Genomic DNA, 24231 nt, shown 5'->3' on the forward strand with positions numbered 1-24231 from the left:
CAGGCCCCGGATGGGCCACCTTCGGCCTCCCCCCTGCTGCGAGCCTCCCCATGGCTGAAGTCCTGCTCACCGGAGCCACCGGCTTCGTCGGCCAACACCTGCTGCGCGAACTCGTCGCGGCCGGCCACGTCGTTCGGGGCGTCTCGCGTTCGGAGTCGGGCGATGCCGCCATCCGCGCCTTGGGCGGCGAGCCCGTCCGCGCGACGCTGGGCGAAGAGCGGCCCGCCGAGTGGGCCCTGCTGCAGGCGGCGGTCGAAGGCTGCGAGGCGATCTTCCACACCGCGGCGGACACCACCCAGTGGCGCCCGCACAACCCGATCCAGACGCGCACCAACGTGCGCGGGGCCGAACTGCTGCTGCGCGCGGCGGAAGCGGCCGGCATCCGGCGCTTCCTGCACACCAGCTCGGTCTCGGCCTACTCGCACCTCGTCCACGGCGTGCTGCGCGAGGACGTGCCGCAGCGCGGCGGCGAGAGCTGGGTGAACTACGAGCGCACCAAGTTCCTGGCCGAGCAGGCCGTGCGCGGCTCGCGCGTGCCTTGGGTGGTCCTCCAGCCCTCCCACATCCTCGGCCCCGGCGACACGCGCAACTGGGCGCGGCTGATCCTGCTGGTCGACCAGGGCAAGCTGCCCGGCGCCCCGCCCGGCTCCGGCGCCTTTGCGGATGTCCGCGAGATCGCCCGGGCCCAGGTGCGGGCTTTCGAGGACGGCATCGAGGGCGAGACCTTCCTGCTCGGTGGCGCACACGCCAGCTTCGTCGAGCTGATCGGCATGATCGGCGAGCGTCTCGGCCGCAAGGCCCCCACCCGCGCCACGCCGGCCTGGGTGCTGAAGTCGGTCGCCTTCGCCAGCGACACCCTCTCGCGGGTCACCGGGAAGATGCCGGACATCACCCCGGAGGCCGCGGTGTTCCCTTGCCACGACCTGCAGGTCGACTCGTCGAAGGCCATGGCCCGGCTGGGCTACCGCGAAACCCCACTGCCCGAGCTGCTCGACGCCACCATCGCCAGCCTGCGCGAAGCCGGCCTGCTCCGCGGCGGGCCCGGCAACCGCGCCTGAGCCCGCACGCAGCCCCACCTGAGCCGGGGCTCCGGGGCGCTGTGGCATCATCCACGGCCTTGCCGGCCCCTCGGGCCGGCTGCATGGAACCCGCGTCCCGCATGGCCCGCATCCTCGCAATCGCCAACCAGAAAGGCGGCGTCGGCAAGACGACGACGGCCGTCAACCTGGCCGCCGCCCTCGCCACCACCCCGCGCCGCGTGCTGCTGGTCGACCTCGACCCGCAGGGCAACGCCACCATGGCTTCGGGCGTCGACAAGCGCGAGCTCGAGGCCTCGATGTGCGAGGTGCTGTTCGAGGAGGCGACCGCGGACGCCGCGATCGTCAAGACGCAGGAAGGCTACGACCTGCTGCCGACCAACATTGATTTGACCGCAGCAGAAATACGGCTGATGGACGAGTCGCAGCGCGAGCAGCGTCTGAAGAACGCGCTCGACACGGTGCGCGACCGCTACGACTACATCCTGATCGACTGCCCGCCCTCGCTCTCGCTGCTGACCTTGAACGCGCTGGCCGCGGCCGACGGCGTGATCGTGCCGATGCAGTGCGAGTACTTCGCGCTGGAAGGCCTGTCGGCGCTGGTCAACACCATCAATGCGCTGAAGCAGAAGCTGAACCCGGCGCTCGAGATCAGCGGCATCGTCCGCACCATGTACGACGTCCGCAACAACCTCGCCAGCGCCGTCTCGAACGAGCTCACCGAGCACTTCGGCGACAAGGTGTTCCGCTCGATCGTGCCGCGCAACGTTCGCCTGGCCGAAGCGCCGTCGCACGGCCGCAGCATCATCGGGTATGACCGTTCCTCACGGGGCGGCATCGCCTACCTCGGGCTGGCCGGCGAGATCGTTCGCGGCGAGAAGAAGCTGGCCAAGGAGGCTGCACGATGAGCACGAAAGCACGCGGCCTCGGTCGCGGCCTCGATGCCCTGCTGGGCACCGGCAACAAGGGCGCGAAGGCCGACGAACCGGCGCCGGGCGATGTCCTGAAGACGCTGCCGATCGGCCAGATGCAGGCCGGCAAGTACCAGCCGCGCCAGCATTTCGACGGCGCGGCACTCGACGAGCTCGCCGAGTCGATCAAGGCGCAGGGCGTGATCCAGCCGATCCTCGTGCGCTCGGTCGGCAAGGACCGCTACGAGATCATCGCCGGCGAACGTCGTTGGCGCGCCGCCGAGCGCGCGGGACTCGTCGAGGTGCCGGTGGTGCTGCGCAAGGTCGACGACCGCGCCGTCATCGCGATGGCGCTGATCGAGAACATCCAGCGCGAAGACCTCAACCCGCTGGAAGAAGCGCAGGCCCTGGCCCGCCTCATCGACGAATTCGCGCTGACGCACCAGCAGGCCGCCGAGGCCGTGGGCCGCTCGCGCGCGGCCGTTTCGAACCTGCTGCGCCTGCTCGAGCTGCCGGAAGCCATCCGTGCGCTCGTCGACGCGCGCAAGCTGGAGATGGGCCACGCCCGCGCCCTGCTGACGCTCAACCCGCAGGCCGCGATCGCGCTGGCCCAGCAGGCCGCCGAGGAAGGCTGGAGCGTGCGCGAGGTCGAACGCCGCGCGCACGAGCTCGCCGCCGGCAAACTGCCCGAGACCAAGCCCGGCAAGAAGCCCGCGGTGAAGCGCGACGCCGATGTCGCCGAGCTCGAGCGCGAGCTCGGCGAACTGCTGGGCACGAAGGTGGAAGTGAAGTCCGGCCGCGGCGGCAAGGGCCAGCTGGTCCTGCACTTCCACGGCAACGAAACGCTCGAGGGCTTGCTCGAGCGGCTGCGCGGCCCCGCGAACTGAAGGCCAGATCGCCGGCGGACGCATCGTCCGCGCGACGCGTGCCCGAACCGGCTCAGGTCCAGTCGACCACGCCGAACTCGTCGAGCAGCTCGTCGCACAGCACGGCCCACTCGTTGGCCACCGCGCTGTTGGTCGGATTCCGCCACACCGGCTTCTTCGCGGCGAGCGCATCGGCCACGGCGATCGCGCGGCGCAGGTAGGGCGTGCGCACCTTGAACTGCTGCGCGAGGCGAGCCGCGGTGGTGGCGTGCTGCTTCGCGCGCGGGTTGATGGCGTTGATGACGAACTCGGCCGGCGCGAGGCCCGGGTTCATGTGCTCGGCGATCGACACCGCCTCGGCCAGCAACGAGGCCACGCCGTCGACGGCGTAGCTTTCGGGCTGCAGCGGGATGACGAGGCGCTGCGAGGCCGCGAGGGCCGCGGTGAGGCGCAGGCCGATCGCCGGCGCGGTGTCGATGACGATGACGCTGAACTCCTTGTTGAGCGTCTTCAGGTGGCCAATAGCGGTGAAGGCCTGCGAGAGCTGGCCCCGGTCGGTGGCGTTCAGGCCCGCCGTGGCGGGCAGCACGGCGATGTTCGGGTCGACGCCCGGCATCGGCACCGGCACCCCGTCGGCGGAGAACAGACGCTCGGCGCCATCAGCCTTCAGAGCCTTGCCGCGATCGGCCAGGGTGCCCGTGAGGTTTCCCTGGGCGTCGAAGTCGACCGCCAGCACCTTGTTGCCGCGCTCCGCGGCCCGGAAGGCCAGGTGCGCGGCCAGCGAGGTCTTGCCCACGCCGCCCTTGTGGTTCGCCACCGTCACGATCATGCGGTTCTCCCCCGTTCCGTCCGCCCCGAGTGTCGGCGGGATGGGCCCGGGGTGGCAACGGTCGCCGCCCGACCGCCTGAACGCCCTACCCGGCGGACTTGTCCACAGGCCGGGACGCTGGCATAGTGCGCGGCTCCCTGCGTCCGGCCCCGGCCGAACCGGGGATCCTCCGCCTCGACGCCGGCAAGAGCACGCGCTCTCCAAGGCACGGCCTCTCGGCCGCGGGGCGGGCCGAAGCCACCCAGGCAATGGGCGGCACCCACGCAGCACCCAGGAGGGCCACATGGGCCGCAAGTGTCAGCTGACCGGCAAGAGCGTGATGTCGGGCAACAATGTTTCCCACGCGAACAACAAGACGCGCCGTACCTTTTCGGCGAACATCCACGAGCGCCGCTTCTGGGTTGCCAGCGAGAACCGCTGGGTGAAGCTGAAGATTTCGGCGAACGCGCTGCGCACGATCGACAAGAACGGCATCGACGCCGTCCTCGCCGAACTCCGTGCCTCGGGCGTCAAGGTCTAAGGGAGAACGAACATGGCTTCGAAGCGCGACAAGATCCGTCTGGTGTCGACGGCCGGTACCGGCCACTTCTACACCACCGACAAGAACAAGAAGACGATGACCGGCAAGTTCGAGATCAAGAAGTACGATCCGACGATCCGCAAGCACGTCGCCTACAAGGAAGCGAAGATCAAGTAAGCCTCTGGCCGAACGATCCGCTCCATGAAGAACCCGCCGAAAGGCGGGTTTTTTGTTGCCTCAATCCGGGGCCACCACGACCCGGTTCCGCCCGCCGCGCTTCGCGGCGTAGAGCGCCTCGTCGGCGCGCTGCAGGGCTGCCTCCGGCGCTTCCGAGCCCTGCCACCACGCGGCGGCGCCGATACTCATCGTCACTTCGCCCGGTCCGAGCCCATCGCCACCGGCCGCGATCGCACTTCGCAAGGCTTCGGCGAGCAGCCCGAGCTGGGCGGGATCGCGCCCGCTGACGAGCACCGCGAACTCCTCGCCACCGTAGCGGTAGAGCTTGGCGCGGCCGCGCTCCGCCTCCGACTGCAGCGCGCGCTGCAAGGTGCTGGCCACCGCCACCAGCACGCGGTCGCCCTCGAGGTGGCCGCGCTGGTCGTTGATGGCCTTGAAGTGGTCGATGTCCATCAGCAGCACGCCAAGACGCGTGGCTTCGGCACGCGGCGCGACACGCCGCGCCATCGCCTCGTTGAATCGGCGCCGGTTGAAGCAGCCGGTCAAGCCATCGCGGTCGCCGAACTCGCGCAGCATCATGCCGGCGCGCTCCTCGAGCAGGGCGTACGTCGTGACGAAGCACACCATCAGGCCGTACACGCTGGCGAAGCGGACCACGTCGATCGGCGCCAGTTGCAGCATCGCGACGCCGCAGACGAACAGCCCGAACACGAGCATGGCCACCATCGCGCGCCACGCCGGCAGCAGGAACACGACGACCACCGGGAACAGGAAACCCCAGTAGTGCAGCGGGCGCTCGTGCCACCAGCCGAACCCGATGGCGAACACGATGAGGCCGAGGATCACGCCGAAGAAGGCCATGGTGCCGGCGCGCCTCGGCAGCCAGAGCAGGCCCAGCAGGCTCGTCGCGTTGAGCGTGAAGACGATCCAGGCCAGGCGTGCCGTGTCGGCGAAGCCCAGCGAGGTGTTGAGCAGGCCGAGCGCCAGCATCAGGGTCGACATGAGGGCGACCAGCACCAGCGCCACGCGCCAGCGCAGCGTTTCTCGAGTCTCGGCGTAGCTGGGCCGCGTGGTCGGCATTCCCTCTCCCCAGGGTGCCCACCAGCCTAAACGAGCACGGCGCCCCGCGGGGCGCCGTGCACGTCGATCAAGTCCCGATCAGGCGTCGCGGTGGGCCATCGCCATGAACTCCCGGGCGTTGCCGGTGTTCTTGGTGAGCAGGCTGGCGACGATGATCGACAGCAGGGCCGCCGGGACGCCATAGAGCGCCGGGTTGCCAAGCACGCGGATGCCCATGATGTCGGGCACGGCGGCGAAGCGGGCGAAAGTGAAGACCAGCGACACCACCAAGCCCACCAGGAGGCCGGCGATCACGCCTTCCTTGGTGAGGCCCTTCCACCAGACGGAGAGGATCAGCACCGGGGCGAAAGTGCTGGCGGCGATGCCGAAACACATGGCGACGAGGATGGCGACGTTCTGGTCCTTCAACCACACCGACGCCAGCGAGGCGATCACCGTCAACACCACCGCACCGACCTTGGCGAACACGAGGCGCTCGCGGTCGCTGCTGTTCGGGCGCAGCACGCCCGCGTAGACGTCGTGGGAGAGGCTGGTGGTCATCGAGATCAGCAGACCCACCGCGGTGCTGAGCATGGCCGCCATCGCGCCGGCGGCGATCAGGCCCAGACCCACTTCACCACCAAGCTCCATGCCCAGCAGCGGGATCGCCATGTTGGTGGCGCGACCGCGATCGCCGGCGGCGAGCATCTGGATCAGCTCGTCGTAGAGGATCATCATCGTGGCGAAGCCGACGAACAGCACCGTGATGTAGAACACGGCAAGGCCGATGATCGTGAGCCGTGCACCCTTCTTGGCGTCGGTGGCGTCCTTCACCGTGTAGAAGCGGATCAGGATGTGCGGCAGACCGGCCACGCCGAGCAGCAGGCCGAGCACGAGGCTCACCTGGCTCCACACGTCGGGCACGGCAAGGCCGGGCGTGAGGGCGTTGGGCAGGTCGGCGAAGCCCTGGCGCACGGCCTCGGCCAGCACGAACGGCCCATGCGCCGCGCCTTCGGCCGCCGGCGGCACGACGACCTGGCCGATGACCTTCACCGCCTCGGTCGGCGGTACCGCGTCCATGGCCTGGCCGATGATCGCGAACGGATTGCCGCCGAAGTACAGCACGGTGGCGAGCACGAACAGCGCCAGCATGGCCGCCAGCAGGATGACGCCCTGGATGGCCTGGTTGTAGGTGGTGCCCATCATGCCGCCGAGGATCACCATCAGGCCCATCGTGACCGCCGAGACGACCACCGTCACGTTGTAGTCCCAGCCCAGCAGCAGCTGGAAGAGGTGGCCGGCACCGACGATCTGCGGCACCAGGTAGAGCGTGCCGATCACGACCGTGGTGGCCATGGCGAGGAACTTCAGGCTGCGGCCACCGAAGCGGCCGACCAGCACGTCGGCGACGGTGAACTTGCCCGAGCTCTTCAACGGTCCCGCGAGGGCGACGAGCACGAAGATCCACGCACCGAAGAAGCCGATGGCGACCCACCAGCTGTCGACGCCAGCGAGGGCGATGGCGCCCGCCACGCCAAGGAAGCTCGCGGCGCTGCAGTAGTCGCCGAACATGGCCCAGCCGTTGAGGCGCGCCGAGATCTTGCCGCCGGCCACGTAGAAGTCCGTCGTCGTCGTGGTGAAGCGCTTGCCCCACCAGCTGATGTACACCACGAGGGCGAGGCTGACGGCCAGGATGGAGAACGCAATGGGATTGTCCATGCTCAGGCTCCCTTGTCCTGCGCGAGGCACATGCGCGTGACGACGATGCCCACCGCGAACACCAGCAACCCGGTGTAGATCGCCAGCGGGATGCCGAAGATCAGGATGCCGGCGATGTCGGCGAACTTGGCGGTGGCGATCACCGCCGCCGAGAAGTACACGGTGCAGAACAGGGCGAGCAGCTTGATGGCTGCCCACATCTTGCGCTTGAAGGCGGCCTCGTCGAAGACGACCCCCTCAGGCGGATTCCCGGGTGTTTGGGTGCTCATTCGGATGCCCCTCAGAAGTTGTAGCGGACGTGGAAGTGCAGGCGGGCGAGGTCGCCCTCGGTGCCGTTCTCGAGCCAGCGGCGACCCAGCCGCCCCTCGAAGCCGACGTCGACGCGCGGGAGCGGGCTGTAGACGAGGTTGGCCGCGATGGAGCCGACCTTCTCCGTCGCGCCGGCGCCGCTCAGCGCGACATCGTTGTCGAAGGTGGCGAGGCTGCCGTAGAAGTTGCCGCGCAGCTTCGGGTTGAAGACATGCCGCAGGCCGGCGAAGCCCGCCATCATGTCGACCGCCTCGAGCCGGTTGCCGGCGTCGAGCAGCACGTCGGGCGCGATGCCGAGGCCCACGTAGCGGCTGATGCCGCGGCCGGCGGTGACGCCGAAGCGCAGGTCGTTGCTGGCGTTGATCACGCGACGGCCCGTGAGGGACAGGCCGTAGCCCGCGCCGGCGTCGTCGATCCCGGTGGTGGTCTCGTGGCGCAGCTCGCGCAGCACGCCGGCCAAGCTGAGGTGGCCCCAATCGCCGCGCCGCGTCCAGCGCGCAGTGAGGTCGGGCAGGCGGTTGTCGTCGGACGAGATGCGTGCGCCGTTGCCGCGGAAGTTGCCCACCGTGGTCTCGGGGTTCTCCAGCGCGAAGGCCCAGGCGCCCGAGGTGTAGCGCAACTGGGCCTGGCGGACGAAGACGGTGCCGTCGGTGGCGCCGATGAGGTCGATGGTGTCGACGAGCGAGGCCGGGTCCTGGAAGTTGCTCCAGTTCTGGCCGACCATCCACGGGCCCCAGCTGGCCCAAGCGTGGCGCACGGTGACGCCGTAGGTGTTGGTGGTCGCCTCGGCGCCGAGCGCGCTGCCGAACAGGTCGAACTCGAGGTAGCCGCGCAACGGCGTGCCGCTCTCGGTGGCCGCGTCGCTGCTGAACCAGAAGCGCGAGAACTGCGCGGTGGCATCGAGGTCCATGCCCTCGTCGGGCCCGCCGACCGGCGTCGCCGAGGGCACGTAGAGCAGGCGGGCATTGCTGGCGTCGGGGATCTCTCCCCCGTCGGTATTCGTGGCCACGCCTTCCATCTTGATGAAGCCGCCGAAGGAGAAGCGCGTCCCCGGCCAACCCGCGGTGTTGATCGGCGTGGTCTGGATCGTCGGCGCGGCCGGTGCAGCGGGCGCGGCGGATGGTGCCGGTGCGGCGGCGGGCGTCGGCGCGGCGGCCTGCTGCGCGATGAGTTCGCTCACCATGCGCTCGAGCGTGGCGACGCGGGCCTCGAGCGCCTGCTCGCGCTCGGTGGATGGCACGGCAGCCGGCGCCTGCGCGTGCAGGGCGGCGGGCGCGAGTGCTGCGGCCAGCATCAGGCCGGTCGCGCGCGCCAAAGGATGGACGTGGTTTCGGTGCATCGGCTCTCCCCTTCCGAACGGGTGGTTCCCAGTCCGTGCAGGCTCCGTCGTGGCCGCGGCGGCAGCCATTCGCCTTTGGTCGAACAGGCCGGTGGGCTTCCACCAAAGTCGAAGGCGCGGCGCGAGACAGTTCCGGCCCTGCGTCGCACACTGCGGCCATCCCGAGATGGAGACGACCCATGGCCACCCCCGACGAGCGCCTGCCCATTCCCGCCCACTTCGCCGCGACAGCGCATTACGACAGCGCGGGCCTCGCCGAAGCCCGCGCGACGTTCGAACGCGATCCGGACACGTGGTGGCGCTCGCTGGCCGAGCGGCTGGACTGGTCGCGTTTCCCGACGCAGATCGAGGACGTCGATTTCGATCACGAGCGCTTCCGCATCCGCTGGTACGGCGACGGCGAACTCAACGTCGCGGCCAACTGCCTCGATCGACAGCTCGCCGCGAACGGCGACAAGACGGCGATCCTCTTCGAGCCGGATGACCCGAAGGAGCCGGCGCAGCGCATCAGCTACCGCGAACTGCACGCCCGCGTGTGCCGCCTCGCGAACGCGCTCACGAACCTCGGCGTGAAGCGCGGCGACCGCGTCACCATCTACTTGCCGATGATCCCGGAGGCCGCCGTCGCCATGCTGGCCTGCGCGCGCATCGGCGCCGTGCATTCGGTGGTGTTCGGCGGCTTCGCGCCGCACGCGGTGGCCGACCGCATCGCCGACTGCGGCAGCACGCTCGTCATCACCGCCGACGAGGCGCGTCGCGGCGGCAAGCGCATCCCGCTCAAATCGACCATCGACGAGGCCTTGGCGATGCCCGGCACCACGACGGTCTCGACGGTGCTGGTGGTGCGCAACACCGGCGCCGCCGTGCCCATGCAGATGCCGCGCGATCGCTGGTACGAATCCGTGGTGGAAGGCCAAGCCGACACGCACACGGCGCCCGCGATGGGCGCGGAAGACCCGCTGTTCATCCTTTACACCTCGGGCTCCACCGGCAAACCGAAGGGCGTGCTGCACACCTCGGGCGGCTACCTCGCGTGGGCCAGCTGGACCTTCCACGCGGTGTTCGACCACCGCCCGGACGACGTGTTCTTCTGCACCGCCGACGTGGGCTGGATCACCGGCCACAGCTACGTGGTCTACGGCCCGCTCTCGAACGGCGCCACCGCGGTGATGTTCGAAGGCGTGCCGACCTGGCCGGACAGCGGGCGCCTGTGGGACATCGTCGACCGCCACGGCGTCACCATCCTCTACACCGCGCCCACCGCCATCCGCGCGCTGATGCGCGACGGCGACGAGCCGGTGAAGAAGCGCTCCCGCAAGACGTTGCGCCTGCTGGGCACCGTCGGCGAGCCGATCAACCCGGAAGCCTGGCGCTGGTACCACCGCGTGGTCGGCGACGAGCGCTGCCCGGTGGTCGACACCTGGTGGCAGACGGAGACCGGCGGCATGTTGATCTCGCCGGTGCCGGGCGCGGTGGAAGCCAAGCCCGGCTCCGCCACCCTGCCCCTGCCCGGCGTGCGGCCTGCGCTCGTCGATGCCGAAGGAAAAATCCTCGATGGCGCAACGAGCGGCAACCTCGTGCTGCTGGGCTCGTGGCCGGGCCAGATGCGCAGCGTCTATGGCGACCATGCGCGCTTCATCGAGACCTATTTCAAGGCCTACCGCGGCATGTACTTCACCGGCGACGGCTGCCGTCGTGATGAGGACGGCTACTACTGGATCACCGGCCGCGTCGACGACGTCATCAACGTCTCCGGCCACCGCATCGGCACCGCCGAAGTGGAGAGCGCGCTGGTGTCGCACACGAAGGTGGCCGAGGCCGCGGTCGTCGGCTTCCCGCACGACATCAAGGGCCAGGGCATCTACGCCTACGTGACGTTGAAGGCCGGCATCGACATGGACGAGACGCTACTGGCCGAGCTGAAACAGCAGGTCCGCCACGAGATCGGCGCCATCGCCCAGCCCGACCACATCCAGTTCGCGCCAGGCCTGCCGAAGACGCGCAGCGGCAAGATCATGCGGCGCATCCTGCGCAAGATCGCCGAGAACGCCCCGGACCAATTGGGAGACACCACCACGCTCGCCGATCCAGCGGTGGTGCAGCACCTCGTCGAGCACCGGCTGGTGCGCTAAAGGCCCGCTCACTCCATCGGATCGATCACGAACCCGCTGCCGAGGCGCTCGCGCACCTCGGCGAGGCGACGCCGGCTGATCGGCACGCGCTCGCCGCCGCGCAGTTCGCAGGCCCAGCCCTTCGCGCTCTTCGACACGCGCCGGAGATGCGCGAAAGCAATCCAGTGCGAGCGGTGCACGCGCAGGCCCGCCTCGGGCAGGGCGGCCTCGACTTCGGCGAGGCTGCCCTGCACCGTCGCCCGGCCCAACGCGGTGCGCACTTGCAGGTAGTGCAGGTCGGCATCGATGCGCACGAGATCGCGGCCGATGGCGGTGGGAAGGCGTTCGAAGAAGGACGATGCGAGCGGTTCGGGCGGCGGGGTGATCGGGGCATCGCCGTTCCGGGCGTCGACTTCCTCGACTTCCTCGACTTCCTCGACCACCGGCGGGATCGACGCGCCACGCGCGGGCGCCGCGGTGGGCTCACGGATCACCGTGGGCGCCAGCGGCACGAGGTTCAACAGCGCCCAGCTGACGAGGTAGCTCGGCGCGAGTTGCAGCCATTCGGCCACCAAGGCCAGTCCGCCACCCGCCTCCGCCCAATGATCCAGGACGTCGTCAGGGGGGCTTTCCACCGGCATCGGGAACAGGCGCTCGAACCCGAGGGCCAGCGGGGCGAAAGCGAGGCTGCCCAGCAGGCCACCGACCAGCAGGCGTGACCAGGCCGGCGCCGCGCTCAGGACGGACCAACGCGCCGTGGCATGGGTGGCGACGATGGCCAGCGCGAGCCCGACCCCGATGTGCACAATCCACACCGCCCAGGCGGCGAACCAGGGCAACGTCCGCGTCGGCTCCGGCTCCAGTTGGGCGAACAGCAGGGCCAGCGCGATGACGACGATCGGCCAGGTGCGGGCGTAATGGGCGGTCATGGCGGCAGTTTAGGGCGGCCGTTCGTGCAGGCAACCTGCCGCTGGTGCAGCCGGCACGCGGTGGTCACACCAGCGGGTGGGCGACGTGGGCAGCTTAGACCCACCGCGCACCCCGACGCGGTCTGACCCGGAGACCCCTGAAATGACCCGACACCCGACCCCGAACCGCTCCCTCCGCCGCGCCGCCCTGTGCCTCGGGCTGGCCCTGGCTGCCGCGCCCGTCGCCCAGGCCAGCGACGAGGGCCTCTACGCCACCGCCCTGCTCGGGCTGGCCAACCAATCCGACCAGACGCTGACCTGGAGCGGCGTCGGCGCCCCGCCGACCGGCAACCAGTCGCGCAATCTGGCCCTCGACAGCGGCCTGCTCGGCGGCGGCGCCCTCGGCTGGGCCTTCGGGAACGGCTGGCGGGTGGAAGGCGAGTTCGTCTACCAAAGCGTCGACGCCGGCAACCCCGGCTTCGCCCCGCCCGGCCCGCAGGGCGCCGGCGACAACTTCGCCTCCACCTCCTTCGGCCTCAACCTGCTCTACGACGTCGACCTGTTCGGGTCGGACAAGGCCAAGACGTATGTCGGCCTCGGCTATGCCCGGCTGACCGAGGTCGACATGGACATCGGCGGCTCGTCCTACAGCGGCAGCGGCGACGGCTTCCAGGTGCTCTTCGGAGCGCGCTACGACCTCGGCGAGAACCTGTTCATGGATGCGGGCGTGCGCTGGCTGGACGCCGGCAAGGTGAAGCTCGACGCGGAACGCGGCAACGGCCGCATCGAAACCGACTATGCCCCGTGGGCCCTCACGGTCGGTCTGGGCTGGCGCTTCTAACGCGGGGCCCATCGCTGACGATGCGCCCGTCGACCAGCTCGATCACCCGGTCGCAGCGGTCGGCGAGGCGCGGGTCGTGCGTCACCACGAGCACGGCGAAGCCTCGCTCGGCGTGCAGGCGACGCAGCAGGGCGAAGACCTCGTCGGCGGTCCTCGTGTCGAGGTTGCCGGTCGGCTCGTCGGCGAGCAGCAGGGCGGGCCGCGCCATCAGCGCCCGGACGATCGCCACCCGCTGCTGCTGGCCGCCCGAGAGCGCCATCGGGGGGCGGTCGGCCAGCGCGCCCAGGCCCACGGCCTCGAGCAGCGCCATGGCCTCGGCCACCAGCGCCGGGGTCGGCCGACCCTCGCGCGCCAGCCTCGGCATCATCACGTTCTCGAGCGCCGTGAAGGCCGGCAGCAGGTGGTGGAACTGGAAGACGAAGCCGATGGCCTCGCCGCGCAGCCGCGTGCGGGCCTCGTCGTCGAGCGTGCGCGTGGGCTGGCCGAGCAATTCGATCTCGCCCTCGGTGGGCGAATCGAGCTGGCCCAGCAGGTTCAGCAGGGTCGTCTTGCCCGAACCCGACGGGCCAATGAGTGCGGCGAACTCGCCGCGGCGCAGCTCGAAACCGAGGCCGTGCAGCACCTCGATCTCGCTGGGCAGGCCGACGTTGTAGCGCTTGCGAACGCCGTCGAGGCGCAGGACGAGCTCATCCGCCACGCATCGCCTCCACGGGGTCGAGTCGCGCCGCGCGTCGCGCCGGGGCCATGGCCGCGAGCATGCCCACCACCGTGGCCATCGCCGAGGCACCGACGAACAGCGTCGGCGTGACCACCAGCGAGAACGCACCACGGCCGGAGCGGGCGAGGCCCATCAGCTCCCACAGGCCGAGTAGCCCCGCGCCGATCAGGCAGCCGAAGGCCGCGCCGATGAGGCCGACCAGCGCGCCCTGCAGCAGGAACACCCGCAGCACCTGGCCGCGCTGCGTGCCCATCGCACGCAGGATGCCGATCTCGCGGCCGCGCTGCACCACGCTCACCGCCAACACGCTGGCGATGCCGAAGGCGGCGGAGAGCCCAACGAACACCTTGATCAGGTTGGTCGACATGCTCTGTGCCGACAGCGCGCCGAGGATGTTGCTGTTGAGCGTCATCCAGCTTTCGGCCTGGATGCCGAGGCGTGCGGCGATCTGCTGGGCCACGTCTTCGGCCTCGAAGATCTCGCGCACGCGCAGGTCGATGCTGGTGGCGCCACCCGGCAGGTCGAGCAAGCTCTGCGCCGGCTTCATCGCGAGGTAGACGAAGCGGCCGTCGAGGTCGCGCACGCCGAGTTCGAACAGCGCGACGATGGTGAACACATCGCTGCGGCCATCGCCGGTATCGAGGCGGATGCGGTCGCCCAGCTGGGCCCCGAGGTCTTTCGCGAGCTCACGGCCGATCGCCACGTCATTGCCGACGATGCGCCAGCGCCCTTCCTGCACGTTGTCGGGCACCGGCACGATGCGCACGTAGCGCTCCGGGTCGATGCCCATCAGCACCACGGCGCGGCTGGCCGCGCCGCGACGCGCCAAGGCGGGGCCGGAGACCAGCGGCGAGATCGCCGTCACTTCGGGAAAGCCGGCCAGTGCGGTTTCGATGCGCTGCCACTGGTCGACCGAGCGCAGGCGTTGCGCGCGCTGGTCAACGCGGGAGAGCACCGCCGTCTCGCCGTCGACGCGCAGCGGCCGGGCCACCTCGTCCGGGGCGCTGATGCGGATGTGCGCCTGCGTGCCCAGCGTGCGATCGATGATCTGCTTCTGCAGGCCGCCGATCAGCGCCGTCAGGAAGACGATGACGGCTACGCCCACGCCGATGCCGGTGATGATCAGCAGGGTCTGGGCGCGGCCTTCCAGCAGCAGGCGGGTGGCCAGCGTCCATTCGAACCAGAGCCGCGACACGCTCATTCCGCCGCGGCGACGCGCACGCGCGCACCGTCAGCAGGCGCACCGGCCAGCGGCAGCACGGCTTCGCCTTCGGTGAGGCCTTCGAGCACTTCCACGCGGTCCACGCCGCGCAGGCCGAGCGTCACCGGCACGCGCTGCACGCGCCCCTCGCGAACGACGAGCACCGTCGACGGCCCAGCGCTGTCGCTGGCATCGACGGCATCGATCGGCAGCACCAGGGCGCGCTCGCGACGCCCGACTTCGATGTCGATGGAGACGGTCATGTCCTGCCGCAGCGTGGCCGGCGGCTCGGGTACTTCGACGCGGACTTCGACGGTGCCGGTCTGCGGGTCGACGGCCGGCGCGATGAAGACCACGCGGGCCGGCAGGCGCTGGCTGGGGAAGGCATCGGCGGAGACGAGGGCCGACTGCCCTTCGGCGAGTCGCTCGAGATTGCGTTCGTCGACCTGCGCGACGACGAGCAGGTCACCCTCGCGGGCGAGCTCGACGATGCCGCGGCCGGCCTGCACCACGTCGCCGGGCTCGGCGAGCCGGCGCAGCACGGTGCCGGCCACCCGCGTGCGGATGACGGCCTGCGCCAGCGCGGCCTCGGCCGTGGCGACGCGATCGCGCAGCAGGCGTTCGGTGCTGCCACCGGGGCCGGACGCTCGGGCCTGCGCTTCCGCTCCCGCCAACGCGGCGTCGGCCACCCGGCGGGCCTGTGCGGCCTGTTCGGCGCGGTCGCGGGCCACGAGGCCCTTGGCGGCGAGTTCGGCGAAGCGCGCGGCATCGCGGCGCGCTTGCTCGGCCGCACCACGGGCCTGCACCAGCGTGGCCGCGTCCACCGGACGCTCGCGCTCGAGAAGCTGCGCGAAGGCCGCACGGGCTTCCTCCAACTTCGCGCGCTCGTCGTCATCCGACAGACGGGCGACGACATCGCCGGCGGCAAGGCGATCACCCTCGCGCACCGGGCGCTCGAGGACCGTGCCGGTGATCTCGCTGCCAACGGTCACGCGCGACGGCGTCTCGACGCGGCCCGTGGCGACGACATTGGCCAGCAGGGGCCGGGCCTCGACGCGATACGCCTCGACGACGGGGCCGAACAGCCAGCCCGGCACGCGCGAGGCGATGAAGAGGAGCACGAGCGCCGCGACGACCCAAGGCCAGCGGCGACGCAGCGCAGGAAGGAGGGCGCGCAGGGAAATCGACATGGCCCGAGCGTAGCGCAGGCTGGGACTGGCACACCGTGCGGAAGCGCGCCAGGCTCGCCAGACCCCGCGCCGCGTGCGCTGCCCCGGAGACCGCCATGCCCGTCCACACCCCCTCCCTCGGTGCGCCGTGCTGGTTCGAACTGGCGAGCACGGACCCCGCGCGTTCCATCGCGTTCGCCCAAGCGGTGTTCGGCTGGTCGGCCGATGAGCAGGGCATGCCCACGGGCCCCTACGCCTTCATGGCCAATTCGACCGCCGCGGTGGGCGCCATCTGTGGCCTGCCACCCGACGCCGAGGGCGCACCCTCGTTCTGGAGCGCCTACTTCCTCGTCGCGGACGTCGATGCCTCGCGCGCGAAAGCCATCGCGCTCGGCGCCACGCCCTTCGGCGAGCCCTTCGACGCGCCGGGCATGGGCCGCGGCGCCGTGCTGGCCGACCCGGGCGGCGCGGTCTTCAATCTCTGGCAGGCGGATGCGTCCGGGGGCGGCGACTTCGCGATGTTCGAGGACCACAGCATCGGCTGGGTGGAACTCGCCACGCGCGATGTCGATGCCGCGCAGCGCTTCTACGGCGAACTGCTCGGCTGGACCTTCAAGGACTCGGCGAATGCGCCGGCCGGCACGCGCTACAGCGAATACGCCGCCGGCGACACGCACTACGGCGGCCTGTTGCAGATGACGGCGGAATGGGGCGACCTGCCCGAGCACTGGTCGCTCTACGCGGTCGTTCCGGACCTCGATGCCGCGCTGGCCGCCACCGCAAGCGCGGGCGGCAGCGTCAGCGTGCCGGCCTTCGACGCGCCGGGCGTGGGCCGCATCGCCCGCATCGACGACCCGACCGGCGCCGGGCTCTACCTGATCGAACTGGCCCGCTGACGCAGGAAGGCCACCAGCGCCTCGGCGCTCGCGCCGCCGCGCGTCATGGCGAAGGCGTGCTCGGTGTCGCGGTGGCGATCGAGCCAAAGGCCGCCCTCCGCGCGCGGCTCGGGGCGCGTGGCCGCCAGCCAAAGCGCCGTATCGGCACCCTGCTCGCCGGTGCGCAGCAGCCGGCGCAGCACGCGGCGGAAGCCCGGCAAAGCGCTGCGCACGCCATCGGTATCGACCCAGCCCGGATGCATCACCTGCGCGCGCGGTCCGTGCGCCTCCGCGTTCCAGGCCCGCGTGAGCTCGATCTGCGCGCGCTTGTGCTGCGCATAGGCCATGAAGCCGTCGTGGTGGGCCGCGTCGCGCGCCTCGAGCGCGTCGAGATCGAGCTTCGCGCCGTAAGCGCCGCCGGAGCTCATCGAGATGATCAAGCTGCCCGCGTCGAGGGCGCCGGCCCCGCGCAGGGCCGTCGTCATCGCGAAGGGAACCAGCAGGTTGGTCGCGAAGCTGGTTTCCACGCCTTCGGACGTCACCGTGTGCCCGTGGAGCATCACGCCGACGTTGTGCACCAGCACGTCGAAGCGCGGGGCGTGCGCCGCCCAGGCCCCGGTCGCCGAGATCCGCGACAGGTCCAGCGGAACGGCATGCAGGCGGCGGGCGTCGTCGCCGGCATCGCGCCGCAGCGCCTCGAGCTTGCCGGGGTCGCGCGCCAGGGCATGCACCTCGGCACCGCCCCGCAAGGCACCGAGCACGATGGCGCGGCCGATGCCGCCGCTGGCGCCGGTCACGCACCAGCGCTGCCCAGCGAAATTGAGGGGCGGCGCGGGGCGGGCGGCCAACCGGCGGCGATGTCCGAGGGTCGAGAACGGCCCGAGGAAGCGGGCATAGAAAACCAGCGAGGCGAGTGTCTTCAGCATGAGGGCAGTTTGGCCCATCGGAAGGCGAGGCGCAGTGAGCGGCACGCGAGTGCGGGGTGAGGGCGCGCACCGCGGGCCCGGCTGCTAGGCTTCCGGCCCATGCCGCTCCTGCTCGTCGCCGATGACCACCCGCTGTTCCTCGATGCGCTGAAGCGCCTCGTCGGCGGTTTCTGGCCCGACGTCGCGGTGCAGGAGGCCAGCGATGCGGAGAGTGTCTTCGCCCTCGCGGAAGCTCAGCCCGACGCCGACCTGCTGCTGCTCGACCTGACCATGCCCGGGGCCCGCGGTTTCTCGGTGCTGGTGCACCTGCGCGCCCAGCATCCCGCCCTCCCGATCGTGATGGTCAGCGCCCGCGACGACGCCGACACCCGCCGCCGCGCGCTGGACCACGGTGCCGCCGGCTTCCTGTCGAAATCGGCTTCGCCGGAGGAAATGCAGCGCACGCTCGATGCCGTGCTGGCCGGCGACCGCCCCCAGCCGCCCCCCGCCAGCGCGCCGGTGGGCCCCGATGAACGCGCCATCGCCGCGCGCATCGCCACGCTGACACCCGCGCAGTTCCGGGTGCTCAGCCGCGTGGCCGCCGGCCTGCTGAACAAGCAGATCGCCTGGGAACTCGGCATCGGCGAGGCCACGGTGAAGGCCCACATGGGCGCGGTGCTCGACAAGCTCGGTGCCACCAACCGCACGCAGGCCGTGCTGATGCTCGGGCAACTCGGTCTCGAACCGCCGGCGCCCATCCCCGACGAAGAGTGATCGCCGGGCGTGGCGGTGCGGGCTCAGCCCGCCGCCAGCCAAGCGCGCAGCGCCGCCGGCCGTACCGGCTTGTTGATGACGGTGAAGCCCGCCGCGCGAGCACGCCGGCGCAGCGCCTCGCCGCCTTCCGCCGTCAGCAGGAGCACCGGCATCGCTCCCCATCGCGCCACGAGCCGCTCGGCGAGTTCGATGCCGTCCATGGCGTCGTGCAACTGGAAGTCGACGATCAGGCGCGTCGGTCGCGACGTGTCGGCGAGCGCCAGCGCCTCGGACGCGTTCCCCACGCATTCGACGGCGACGCCCCAGCGCGCGAGCAGCGCATGCAGGGCGTCACGGATGTCGGCGTCGTCGTCCACGCAGAGCACGCGCAGGCCGGCCACGGCGTCGGCCGGTTCCATGGCGCCGCTGGCGGGTGAAGTCCCCGACGCCGGTGCGCTGCGCGGCAGGGCGATGCCGAACACGCTGCCGTGCCCCACGCGCGAGCGCAACGAGAGCGGATGGCCGAGCCCGTTGGCGAGCCGTTGGGCGATCGACAGGCCGAGGCCAAGGCCACGATCGCCCTCGGCGCCGGTCGCGCCGGCGCGACGGAACTCCTCGAAGATCAGCTCGCGATGTGCCTCGGCGATGCCCGGGCCGGTATCCCACACCTCGACCACCCAGCCAACGCGGCGCCAACGCACGCCGATGCGCACGCCGCCGTGGACGGTGTAGCGCAGCGCATTGGCGATGAAGTTCTGCAGCACGCGTCGCAGCAAGGCGGGATCGCTGGTCGTCCATGCGCGCGTGTCGACCGCTTCGATCGACAGGCCGCGGGCGCGCGCCAGCGGCTCGTATTGCTCGACCAGCCCGCACAGCAGCGGCCCCAGTGCCAGCGCCTGCGGGCGCGCCTGCAGTTGCCCGGACTCGATGCGCGAGAGGTCGAGCAGGCCGTCGAGCAGTTCCTCGGCCGCGCGCAGCGAGGCATCGATGCGGCCGCTGATCTGGCGCTGCTCGCCACGCTCGTCGGCTTCGCGCAGGGCCGCGGAAAACAGCCGTGCGGCATGCAGCGGCTGCAGGAGGTCGTGGCTGAGCGAGGTCATGAAGCGCGTGGTCGCCTGCCGCGCCTGCTCGGCATGGCCTTGCGCGCGCGCGGTTTCATCGAGGGCGATCGAGAGCGCATGGGTGCGCTCCTCGACGCGCCGCTCCAGCTGGGCGGCGGCATCGCGCAGCTCGAGCTCGACGCGCTTGTAATCGCTCACGTCCGTGTAGGTGGTGACGTAGCCGCCGCCGGGCAGCGGCTGGCCGCGCATCTCGATCACCTGCCCGTTCGGACGGATGCGCTCGAACACGTGGGGCGCACCGCGTCGCAGATGCTCGAGACGACGCTGCACGTGGGCGTCGACGTCGCCGGGACCGCACTCGCCACGCAGGGCGTTCCAGCGGATCAGCTCGGCCACGGGCTTGCCCACGTAGAGCTGCCCGTCGGGATACTCGAACAGGCGCTGGTAGGCATGGTTCCAGGCGATCAGGCGGAGCTCGGCATCCACCACGCTGACGCCATGGCTGACGTGCTCGAGCGTGGTGGTGAGCAGCTCGCGGTTGAAGCGGCGCTGCTGCCCGGCTTCGTCGAGCAGGGCGACCACCTCGCCGAAGGCCATGCCGCTGCCGCGCAGCGCCGCGGTGAGCAATGCGCGCGCCGAGGCCGCGCCTACCGCGGAGGCGAGCAGGCGTTCGCCGAACTGCAGGAAGGCCCGATCGGCCGGCGCATCGGGCCTCAGCGGTCGGCCGCGCTCGGTGGCGAAGGCGGAGAACTCCGCGTGCGCGGCGGTGTCGCCGAGCACGCGGGCGCAAAGGGCGAGTACGTCGCCCTCGGTGGCACGTCCGGTGGCTTCGGGGTCGGGCTCCTCGCGCGCCGCGTCCGGCGCGAGGAAGGGTTCCGCCGCCAGCCGCGCCTCGAGGCCGGGCCGGTAGCGCAGCGAGCCCGCCACGAAGGCCGCGACGTTCGCGAGCAAGGACAGCACGGTGCCGTGCGTGAGCGCGTCCCAGCCGGACAGCCCGAACATCGCCTCCGGACGCAGCATGGCGAGGCCGAACAGACCGTGGGCGAGCCAGTCCGCGCCAAAACCGAAGCCCCGGGCCAGCGCGGGCAGCAGAAGCGTGTAGAAGAAGACCGCGAAGCCGAGGGCGATGCCAAGCCGTGCACCGGCCCGGCTGGCTCCGCGCCAGTAGAGGCCACCGATCAGGGCCGGCGCGAACTGCGCGACGGCGGCGAAGGCCAGCAGGCCGTGCGAAGCCAGCGCCACGTCGCCCGCGAACGCGCGCGAATAGGCCCAGGCCCCGAGGCACAGCGCGACGATGCTGGCGCGGCGAACCCAGAGGATGCGCTGGCCGAGGCGGCCGGGATCGTCGGCGCCGCGCAGCAGCCACGGCATCGCGAGGTCGTTGCTCACCATCGTCGCGATGGCGAGGCTGGCCACCAGCACCATCCCGGTGGCCGCCGATACGCCCCCGAGGAACGCCACGAGCGCGAGATCGACCCGCCCTTCCGACAGCGGCAGGGCCAGCACCCAGGCATCGGGCGGCGCGCGCCCGGCCAGCGCCGCTTCGCCGGCCCAGGTGATCGGCAGCACCGCGAGGCAGACCAGCAGCAGGTAGAACGCGAAGGCCCAGCGGCCCGGCCTGAGGTCGTCGGCCGACTGGCACTCGACCACGAGCACCTGGAACTGACGCGGAAGGCAAAGCAAGGCGAAGAACGCGAGCAGCGTCTGCGCGGCGAAGGGATCCGGCAGCGCCGGGAGGGGTGCGTCGCGCACCGCACAAGGGACTTCGGCACCGAGCAGTTGCCACGCGAAAAGGCCCACCACGACGAGGGCCAGCAACTTGACGACGGACTCGACACCGATGGCCCACATCAGGCCGCGATGGTGGCGCGTGGCGTCGACATGGCGGGTGCCGAACAGGATGGCGAACAGCGCGAGCAGCCCGGCCGAGAGCAAGGCGGGGTCCTCGAGCGGCGCGCCGCGAGGCATGCCCGTCAGCACCTCGACGGAGAGGGCGATCGCCTTGAGCTGGAGGGCGAAGTAGGGAATGGCCGCGACCACCGCGATGAGCGCGACCATCGCCGCGAGCTCGCGGGCGCGGCCGTAGCGCGCCGCGAGGAAGTCGGCGATGGAGGCCGTGCGCTGCCGCTGGCCCACCACCACCATCCGCCGCAACAGGTCGCCACCGAAGACGAGGAGCAGCAGGGGGCCGAGGTAGATCGGCAGGTAGCTCCAGAGGTTGCCCGCCGCGCTCCCGACCGCGCCGAGCAGGGTCCATGAGCTGCAGTACACCGCGAGCGTGAGCGCGTAGAGCAGGGGCCGTACTCGCGGGCTCGCGGGCCCGGCGCGATCGCCGCTCCAAGCCACGGCCAGCAGCACGCCGGCATACAGCAGCGAAAACGCCAGCAGGCTCAACCCATGGACCATCGATTCCCCCTTGCCTCGATTCTAGGCCCCACCGGCGCGGGCGCGCAGGACGCACCAGGCCAAGGCCGTCGCGGCGGCGTCGGCGAGCGCGTCATGGCGCTGCATCGGAGGCACCCCGGCCTCGGCGAGGATGGCATCGAGATCGCGATGCCGGGCCGTCTCGGGGTGCCGGGCCCACTGCCGCCGATAGTCCACGTCCGCGAGGTCGATGCGGCGGCTGGGCAGGGGGAAATCCGTGATCGCGCGAACGCTGCGATCGAGCAGCGCGATGTCGAAGTCGATGCAGTAACCCAGCAACGGCCGCGGACCGAGCCAGTGGAGGAAGGCCTCGACCACCACGCGCTCCGCTTCGGCCGCCGCCACGTCGCCGGGCAGGATGCGGTGGTGGCGGATCGAGTCGATGCCGAAGGCGCGGCCCGGATCGACCCAGCGCTCGAAACGCTCCGACAGCACCACGCGTCCGCCGCGCACCGGGACGGCGGCCAAGCGCAGGATGCGATCGGACGACACGTCGAGGCCGGTGGTCTCCAGGTCGAGGCTCACCACCTCGTCCGCGGGCGGCGCGGCGAACAGCGCCCCCCAAGGCCCGGCGCCGTGGCGCCACGCCAGCCAGCGCCTGCGAAGCGCGTTCATGTCATGCCGCGCAGCTGGAGCGCGTCGCGCAGTTGGTCCTTGAAGCGATTCACCACCCGCAGGGCATCGCGCAGCAGCTCGCGGTCGAGGTGCCTCAGCGCGGCCACGTCGAGGCGGTTGTCCGGAACCCGCCCGGCCGCCAGGGCGTCCAGCTGCTGTGCGAGGCGCAGGCGCTGGAACACCGCGAGGGCCTGCGGCACGTCACGGCCCAGCTCGCCCGGCAGCGCGCCGGCCGCCACCAGCCCTTCGCAGCGCGCGAAGCTGTTGCTGCGCGCCACGCCATGGCGCAGGGCGAGCGTCCGCAGGCCGTGAACCAGCGGGAAGATGCCGCCCTTCTTGATGTCGGTCCCATCGCCACCGTCGCGCACGCGGCCGAACAGGGTGAGCGGCGTATCGAACTGGAAGGTGGCGAGGCCCATCTCGCGCATCAGTCCCTCGTCGCGGCCCAGCATCATCAGATCCTCGTGCAAGGGCTGCACGAGATGCCGGTCACCGGCCACCGGGCGCGCATCGACCACCATCGACAGCTCCATCAGCGATACGGGATCGCCACGGCGACGCCAGTCGGCGATGCGCCCGCGCCAGCCGTCGAGCGTCTGCCGCCAGTGCGGGTTGCTCGCCATGACGCCGCCGGCGCAGGGCGGGTAGCCGATCTCGGCGAGCCGCGCCGCGAAACGCGCCATCGCGCCGGCGTAGGCATCGGGTTCGCAGCCCGGCGCGAGGATCAGCGCGTTGTCCTGGTCGGTCTTGAGGATCTGTTCGCGACGGCCCTCGCTGCCCAGCACCAGCAGGCACGCGCCCTCGCGCAAGGCCTCGGGCACGCAGAAGCGGAACAGCGCGGCGAGCAGCCGCGAGTTCAGCGCGCTCACCATCTCCATCAGGTAGCTGATCTTCGCGCCCTGCGCGAACAGCGTGCGCACCAGCGCGTCCATCTCGCGCGCCGCGGCCACCACTTCCGCCTCGTCGGCCGCGCGGGCGAGGCGAAGGCTGATGAGGTGCGACTGGCTGGCGTAGTGGCTCAGCACTTCCGCCAAGCCGATCGTGCCGACCACGGCGCTGCCGCGGCGCACGGCCACGCGCTCGATGTGCGATTCGGTCATCGTCACCAGCGCTTGGAACAGCACGTCGTCCTCGCGCACGCCGATCAGCGGGCGATGCGCCAGCGGACCCACCGGCGACGCGAGGCCATGGCCCTCGAGCGCCAGCGCATCGAGGAGATCCGTGCGGGTGACGATGCCGGGCCCGTCTTCTCCCGGCGAAGGCTCGATGACGAGGCACTCGACGCCGCGACGGCGAAGTTCGGCCACCGCGGCGCCGATCGACACCTCCGGCGACACCGCGACGGCCTCGGCCAGCTGCGCATCGCGGACGCGGGTGAGCATCAGCCGGTTGGCTTCGGACGGGGCGCTCTTCTCGGCCAGCAGTTGCCGTTTCGCCGACAGCCCCTCGTGGAACCACGCGGCGAAGCGCGGCTGCTCGTCGAGCAACACGCGGAACACCGGTGCCGGCAGCACGAAGGCCAGCACTTCGCCGCGGGCTCGGTAGCGATGGCGCGCCCGGCCGGTGATCACCGCGAACGCGCCGAACACCTCGCCGGGGCCGTAGTCGGAGAACAGCCGCTCGCGGCCGTCCTCGATGTCGCCGGCCTCGACCTCGCCGCGCAACACCACGTAGACCTGCGTCGACGGCTGCCCCGCTTCGATCAGCACCGTGCCCGGCGCGAAGAAGGCGAGGTCCAGCGCGGCCTCGACGCGCGCACGCGCCGGGGCATCGAGCAGGTCGAAGGGCGGGGCATGGAAGTCGAAGCCGGGCGTGGCCATGGCCCAAGGCTGCCACGCCCGCAACGCGGCGTCCCTTCGACCTTCGGCGAAGGGCGGCGTCACG

General features: G+C 71.2%; 22 protein-coding genes. 9 read left to right on the top strand and 13 right to left on the bottom strand.

The window, feature by feature from the left end:
- The first annotated feature begins 50 nt into the window (after nt 1-50).
- From O9280_RS12875 to O9280_RS12885, 3 genes are all read left to right on the top strand, one after another.
- Complete coding sequence (locus tag O9280_RS12875) at nt 51-1058, top strand: NAD-dependent epimerase/dehydratase family protein (RefSeq protein WP_298343407.1); 1008 nt, start codon at nt 51-53, stop codon at nt 1056-1058.
- Nucleotides 1059-1159: 101 nt separating this feature from the next.
- Nucleotides 1160-1945: an AAA family ATPase gene (locus O9280_RS12880; RefSeq protein ID WP_298343725.1), complete on the top strand. Its 786-nt coding sequence runs from the start codon at nt 1160-1162 to the stop codon at nt 1943-1945.
- On the top strand, nt 1942-2835 hold the full coding sequence (locus O9280_RS12885) for a ParB/RepB/Spo0J family partition protein (protein WP_298343410.1): 894 nt from the start codon (nt 1942-1944) through the stop codon (nt 2833-2835). The genes O9280_RS12880 and O9280_RS12885 overlap by 4 nt, the downstream gene beginning before the upstream one ends.
- Nucleotides 2836-2887: 52 nt before the next feature.
- Here the strand turns inward: O9280_RS12885 and O9280_RS12890 are convergent, their stop codons facing one another.
- Entirely contained in the window at nt 2888-3643 is a 756-nt protein-coding gene (locus O9280_RS12890; protein WP_298343414.1) for a ParA family protein, read from the bottom strand.
- Between the two features lie 283 nt (nt 3644-3926).
- Here O9280_RS12890 and rpmB point away from each other — a divergent pair, with 283 nt between their 5' ends.
- Together rpmB and rpmG are read left to right on the top strand one after the other, a co-directional pair.
- Nucleotides 3927-4163, top strand: coding sequence for a 50S ribosomal protein L28 (gene rpmB, locus O9280_RS12895; protein ID WP_297865251.1), 237 nt, complete (start codon nt 3927-3929; stop codon nt 4161-4163).
- Nucleotides 4164-4175: 12 nt separating this feature from the next.
- Nucleotides 4176-4340, top strand: coding sequence for a 50S ribosomal protein L33 (gene rpmG, locus O9280_RS12900; RefSeq protein ID WP_297865250.1), 165 nt, complete (start codon nt 4176-4178; stop codon nt 4338-4340).
- Between the two features lie 60 nt (nt 4341-4400).
- Here the strand turns inward: rpmG and O9280_RS12905 are convergent, their stop codons facing one another.
- From O9280_RS12905 to O9280_RS12920, 4 genes are all read right to left on the bottom strand, one after another.
- Nucleotides 4401-5420 (bottom strand): diguanylate cyclase, encoded by a 1020-nt coding sequence (locus O9280_RS12905; RefSeq protein ID WP_298343418.1) that lies wholly within the window; start codon nt 5418-5420, stop codon nt 4401-4403.
- 78 nt (nt 5421-5498) lie between these two features.
- A complete protein-coding gene (locus tag O9280_RS12910; RefSeq protein WP_298343423.1) occupies nt 5499-7118 on the bottom strand; it encodes a cation acetate symporter in 1620 nt (539 codons plus the stop codon).
- A gap of 2 nt (nt 7119-7120) precedes the next feature.
- Nucleotides 7121-7387, bottom strand: a complete 267-nt coding sequence (locus tag O9280_RS12915; RefSeq protein ID WP_298343426.1) for a hypothetical protein — start codon at nt 7385-7387, stop codon at nt 7121-7123.
- 11 nt (nt 7388-7398) lie between these two features.
- On the bottom strand, nt 7399-8766 hold the full coding sequence (locus O9280_RS12920) for a DcaP family trimeric outer membrane transporter (protein ID WP_298343431.1): 1368 nt from the start codon (nt 8764-8766) through the stop codon (nt 7399-7401).
- A gap of 179 nt (nt 8767-8945) precedes the next feature.
- Here O9280_RS12920 and acs point away from each other — a divergent pair, with 179 nt between their 5' ends.
- A complete protein-coding gene (acs, locus tag O9280_RS12925) occupies nt 8946-10898 on the top strand; it encodes an acetate--CoA ligase (protein WP_298343435.1) in 1953 nt (650 codons plus the stop codon).
- An 8-nt stretch (nt 10899-10906) separates the two neighbouring features.
- Here acs and O9280_RS12930 read toward each other — a convergent pair whose 3' ends face one another.
- Nucleotides 10907-11806, bottom strand: a complete 900-nt coding sequence (locus tag O9280_RS12930) for a LytTR family DNA-binding domain-containing protein (RefSeq protein ID WP_298343438.1) — start codon at nt 11804-11806, stop codon at nt 10907-10909.
- 142 nt (nt 11807-11948) lie between these two features.
- Between O9280_RS12930 and O9280_RS12935 the strand changes: the two genes are divergently transcribed.
- Nucleotides 11949-12626 (top strand): outer membrane beta-barrel protein, encoded by a 678-nt coding sequence (locus O9280_RS12935; RefSeq protein ID WP_298343441.1) that lies wholly within the window; start codon nt 11949-11951, stop codon nt 12624-12626.
- Here O9280_RS12935 and O9280_RS12940 read toward each other — a convergent pair.
- From O9280_RS12940 to O9280_RS12950, 3 genes are read right to left on the bottom strand one after another with little or no spacing between them, the layout of a single operon-like run.
- Nucleotides 12598-13323, bottom strand: coding sequence for an ABC transporter ATP-binding protein (locus tag O9280_RS12940; RefSeq protein ID WP_298343444.1), 726 nt, complete (start codon nt 13321-13323; stop codon nt 12598-12600). The genes O9280_RS12935 and O9280_RS12940 overlap by 29 nt on opposite strands.
- Nucleotides 13313-14539, bottom strand: coding sequence for an FtsX-like permease family protein (locus O9280_RS12945; protein ID WP_298343446.1), 1227 nt, complete (start codon nt 14537-14539; stop codon nt 13313-13315). Before O9280_RS12945 ends, O9280_RS12940 begins: the two co-directional genes overlap by 11 nt.
- Nucleotides 14540-14541: 2 nt before the next feature.
- On the bottom strand, nt 14542-15735 hold the full coding sequence (locus O9280_RS12950) for an efflux RND transporter periplasmic adaptor subunit (RefSeq protein WP_298343449.1): 1194 nt from the start codon (nt 15733-15735) through the stop codon (nt 14542-14544).
- 95 nt (nt 15736-15830) lie between these two features.
- Here O9280_RS12950 and O9280_RS12955 point away from each other — a divergent pair, with 95 nt between their 5' ends.
- Nucleotides 15831-16610 (top strand): VOC family protein, encoded by a 780-nt coding sequence (locus O9280_RS12955; protein ID WP_298343451.1) that lies wholly within the window; start codon nt 15831-15833, stop codon nt 16608-16610.
- Here O9280_RS12955 and O9280_RS12960 read toward each other — a convergent pair.
- Nucleotides 16586-17515 (bottom strand): SDR family NAD(P)-dependent oxidoreductase, encoded by a 930-nt coding sequence (locus O9280_RS12960; RefSeq protein ID WP_298343454.1) that lies wholly within the window; start codon nt 17513-17515, stop codon nt 16586-16588. The genes O9280_RS12955 and O9280_RS12960 overlap by 25 nt on opposite strands.
- 99 nt (nt 17516-17614) lie before the next feature.
- Here O9280_RS12960 and O9280_RS12965 point away from each other — a divergent pair, with 99 nt between their 5' ends.
- Nucleotides 17615-18268 carry a response regulator transcription factor gene (locus tag O9280_RS12965; protein ID WP_298343457.1) on the top strand — a complete coding sequence of 218 codons (654 nt, stop codon included), beginning with the start codon at nt 17615-17617 and terminating at the stop codon, nt 18266-18268.
- A gap of 23 nt (nt 18269-18291) precedes the next feature.
- Here the strand turns inward: O9280_RS12965 and O9280_RS12970 are convergent, their stop codons facing one another.
- From O9280_RS12970 to O9280_RS12980, 3 genes are read right to left on the bottom strand one after another with little or no spacing between them, the layout of a single operon-like run.
- Nucleotides 18292-21714 carry a PAS-domain containing protein gene (locus O9280_RS12970; RefSeq protein ID WP_298343460.1) on the bottom strand — a complete coding sequence of 1141 codons (3423 nt, stop codon included), beginning with the start codon at nt 21712-21714 and terminating at the stop codon, nt 18292-18294.
- Nucleotides 21715-21735: 21 nt separating this feature from the next.
- Nucleotides 21736-22347, bottom strand: a complete 612-nt coding sequence (locus tag O9280_RS12975; protein WP_298343465.1) for an exonuclease domain-containing protein — start codon at nt 22345-22347, stop codon at nt 21736-21738.
- The gene (locus O9280_RS12980; protein ID WP_298343468.1) at nt 22344-24167 is read right to left on the bottom strand and encodes a DUF294 nucleotidyltransferase-like domain-containing protein; all 1824 of its coding nucleotides are present in this window, start codon (nt 24165-24167) and stop codon (nt 22344-22346) included. The genes O9280_RS12975 and O9280_RS12980 overlap by 4 nt, the downstream gene beginning before the upstream one ends.
- Between the last annotated feature and the right edge of the window lie 64 nt (nt 24168-24231).

The organism is Silanimonas sp. (genome assembly GCF_027531545.1).
In the GTDB taxonomy this organism is placed as follows: domain Bacteria; phylum Pseudomonadota; class Gammaproteobacteria; order Xanthomonadales; family Xanthomonadaceae; genus Silanimonas.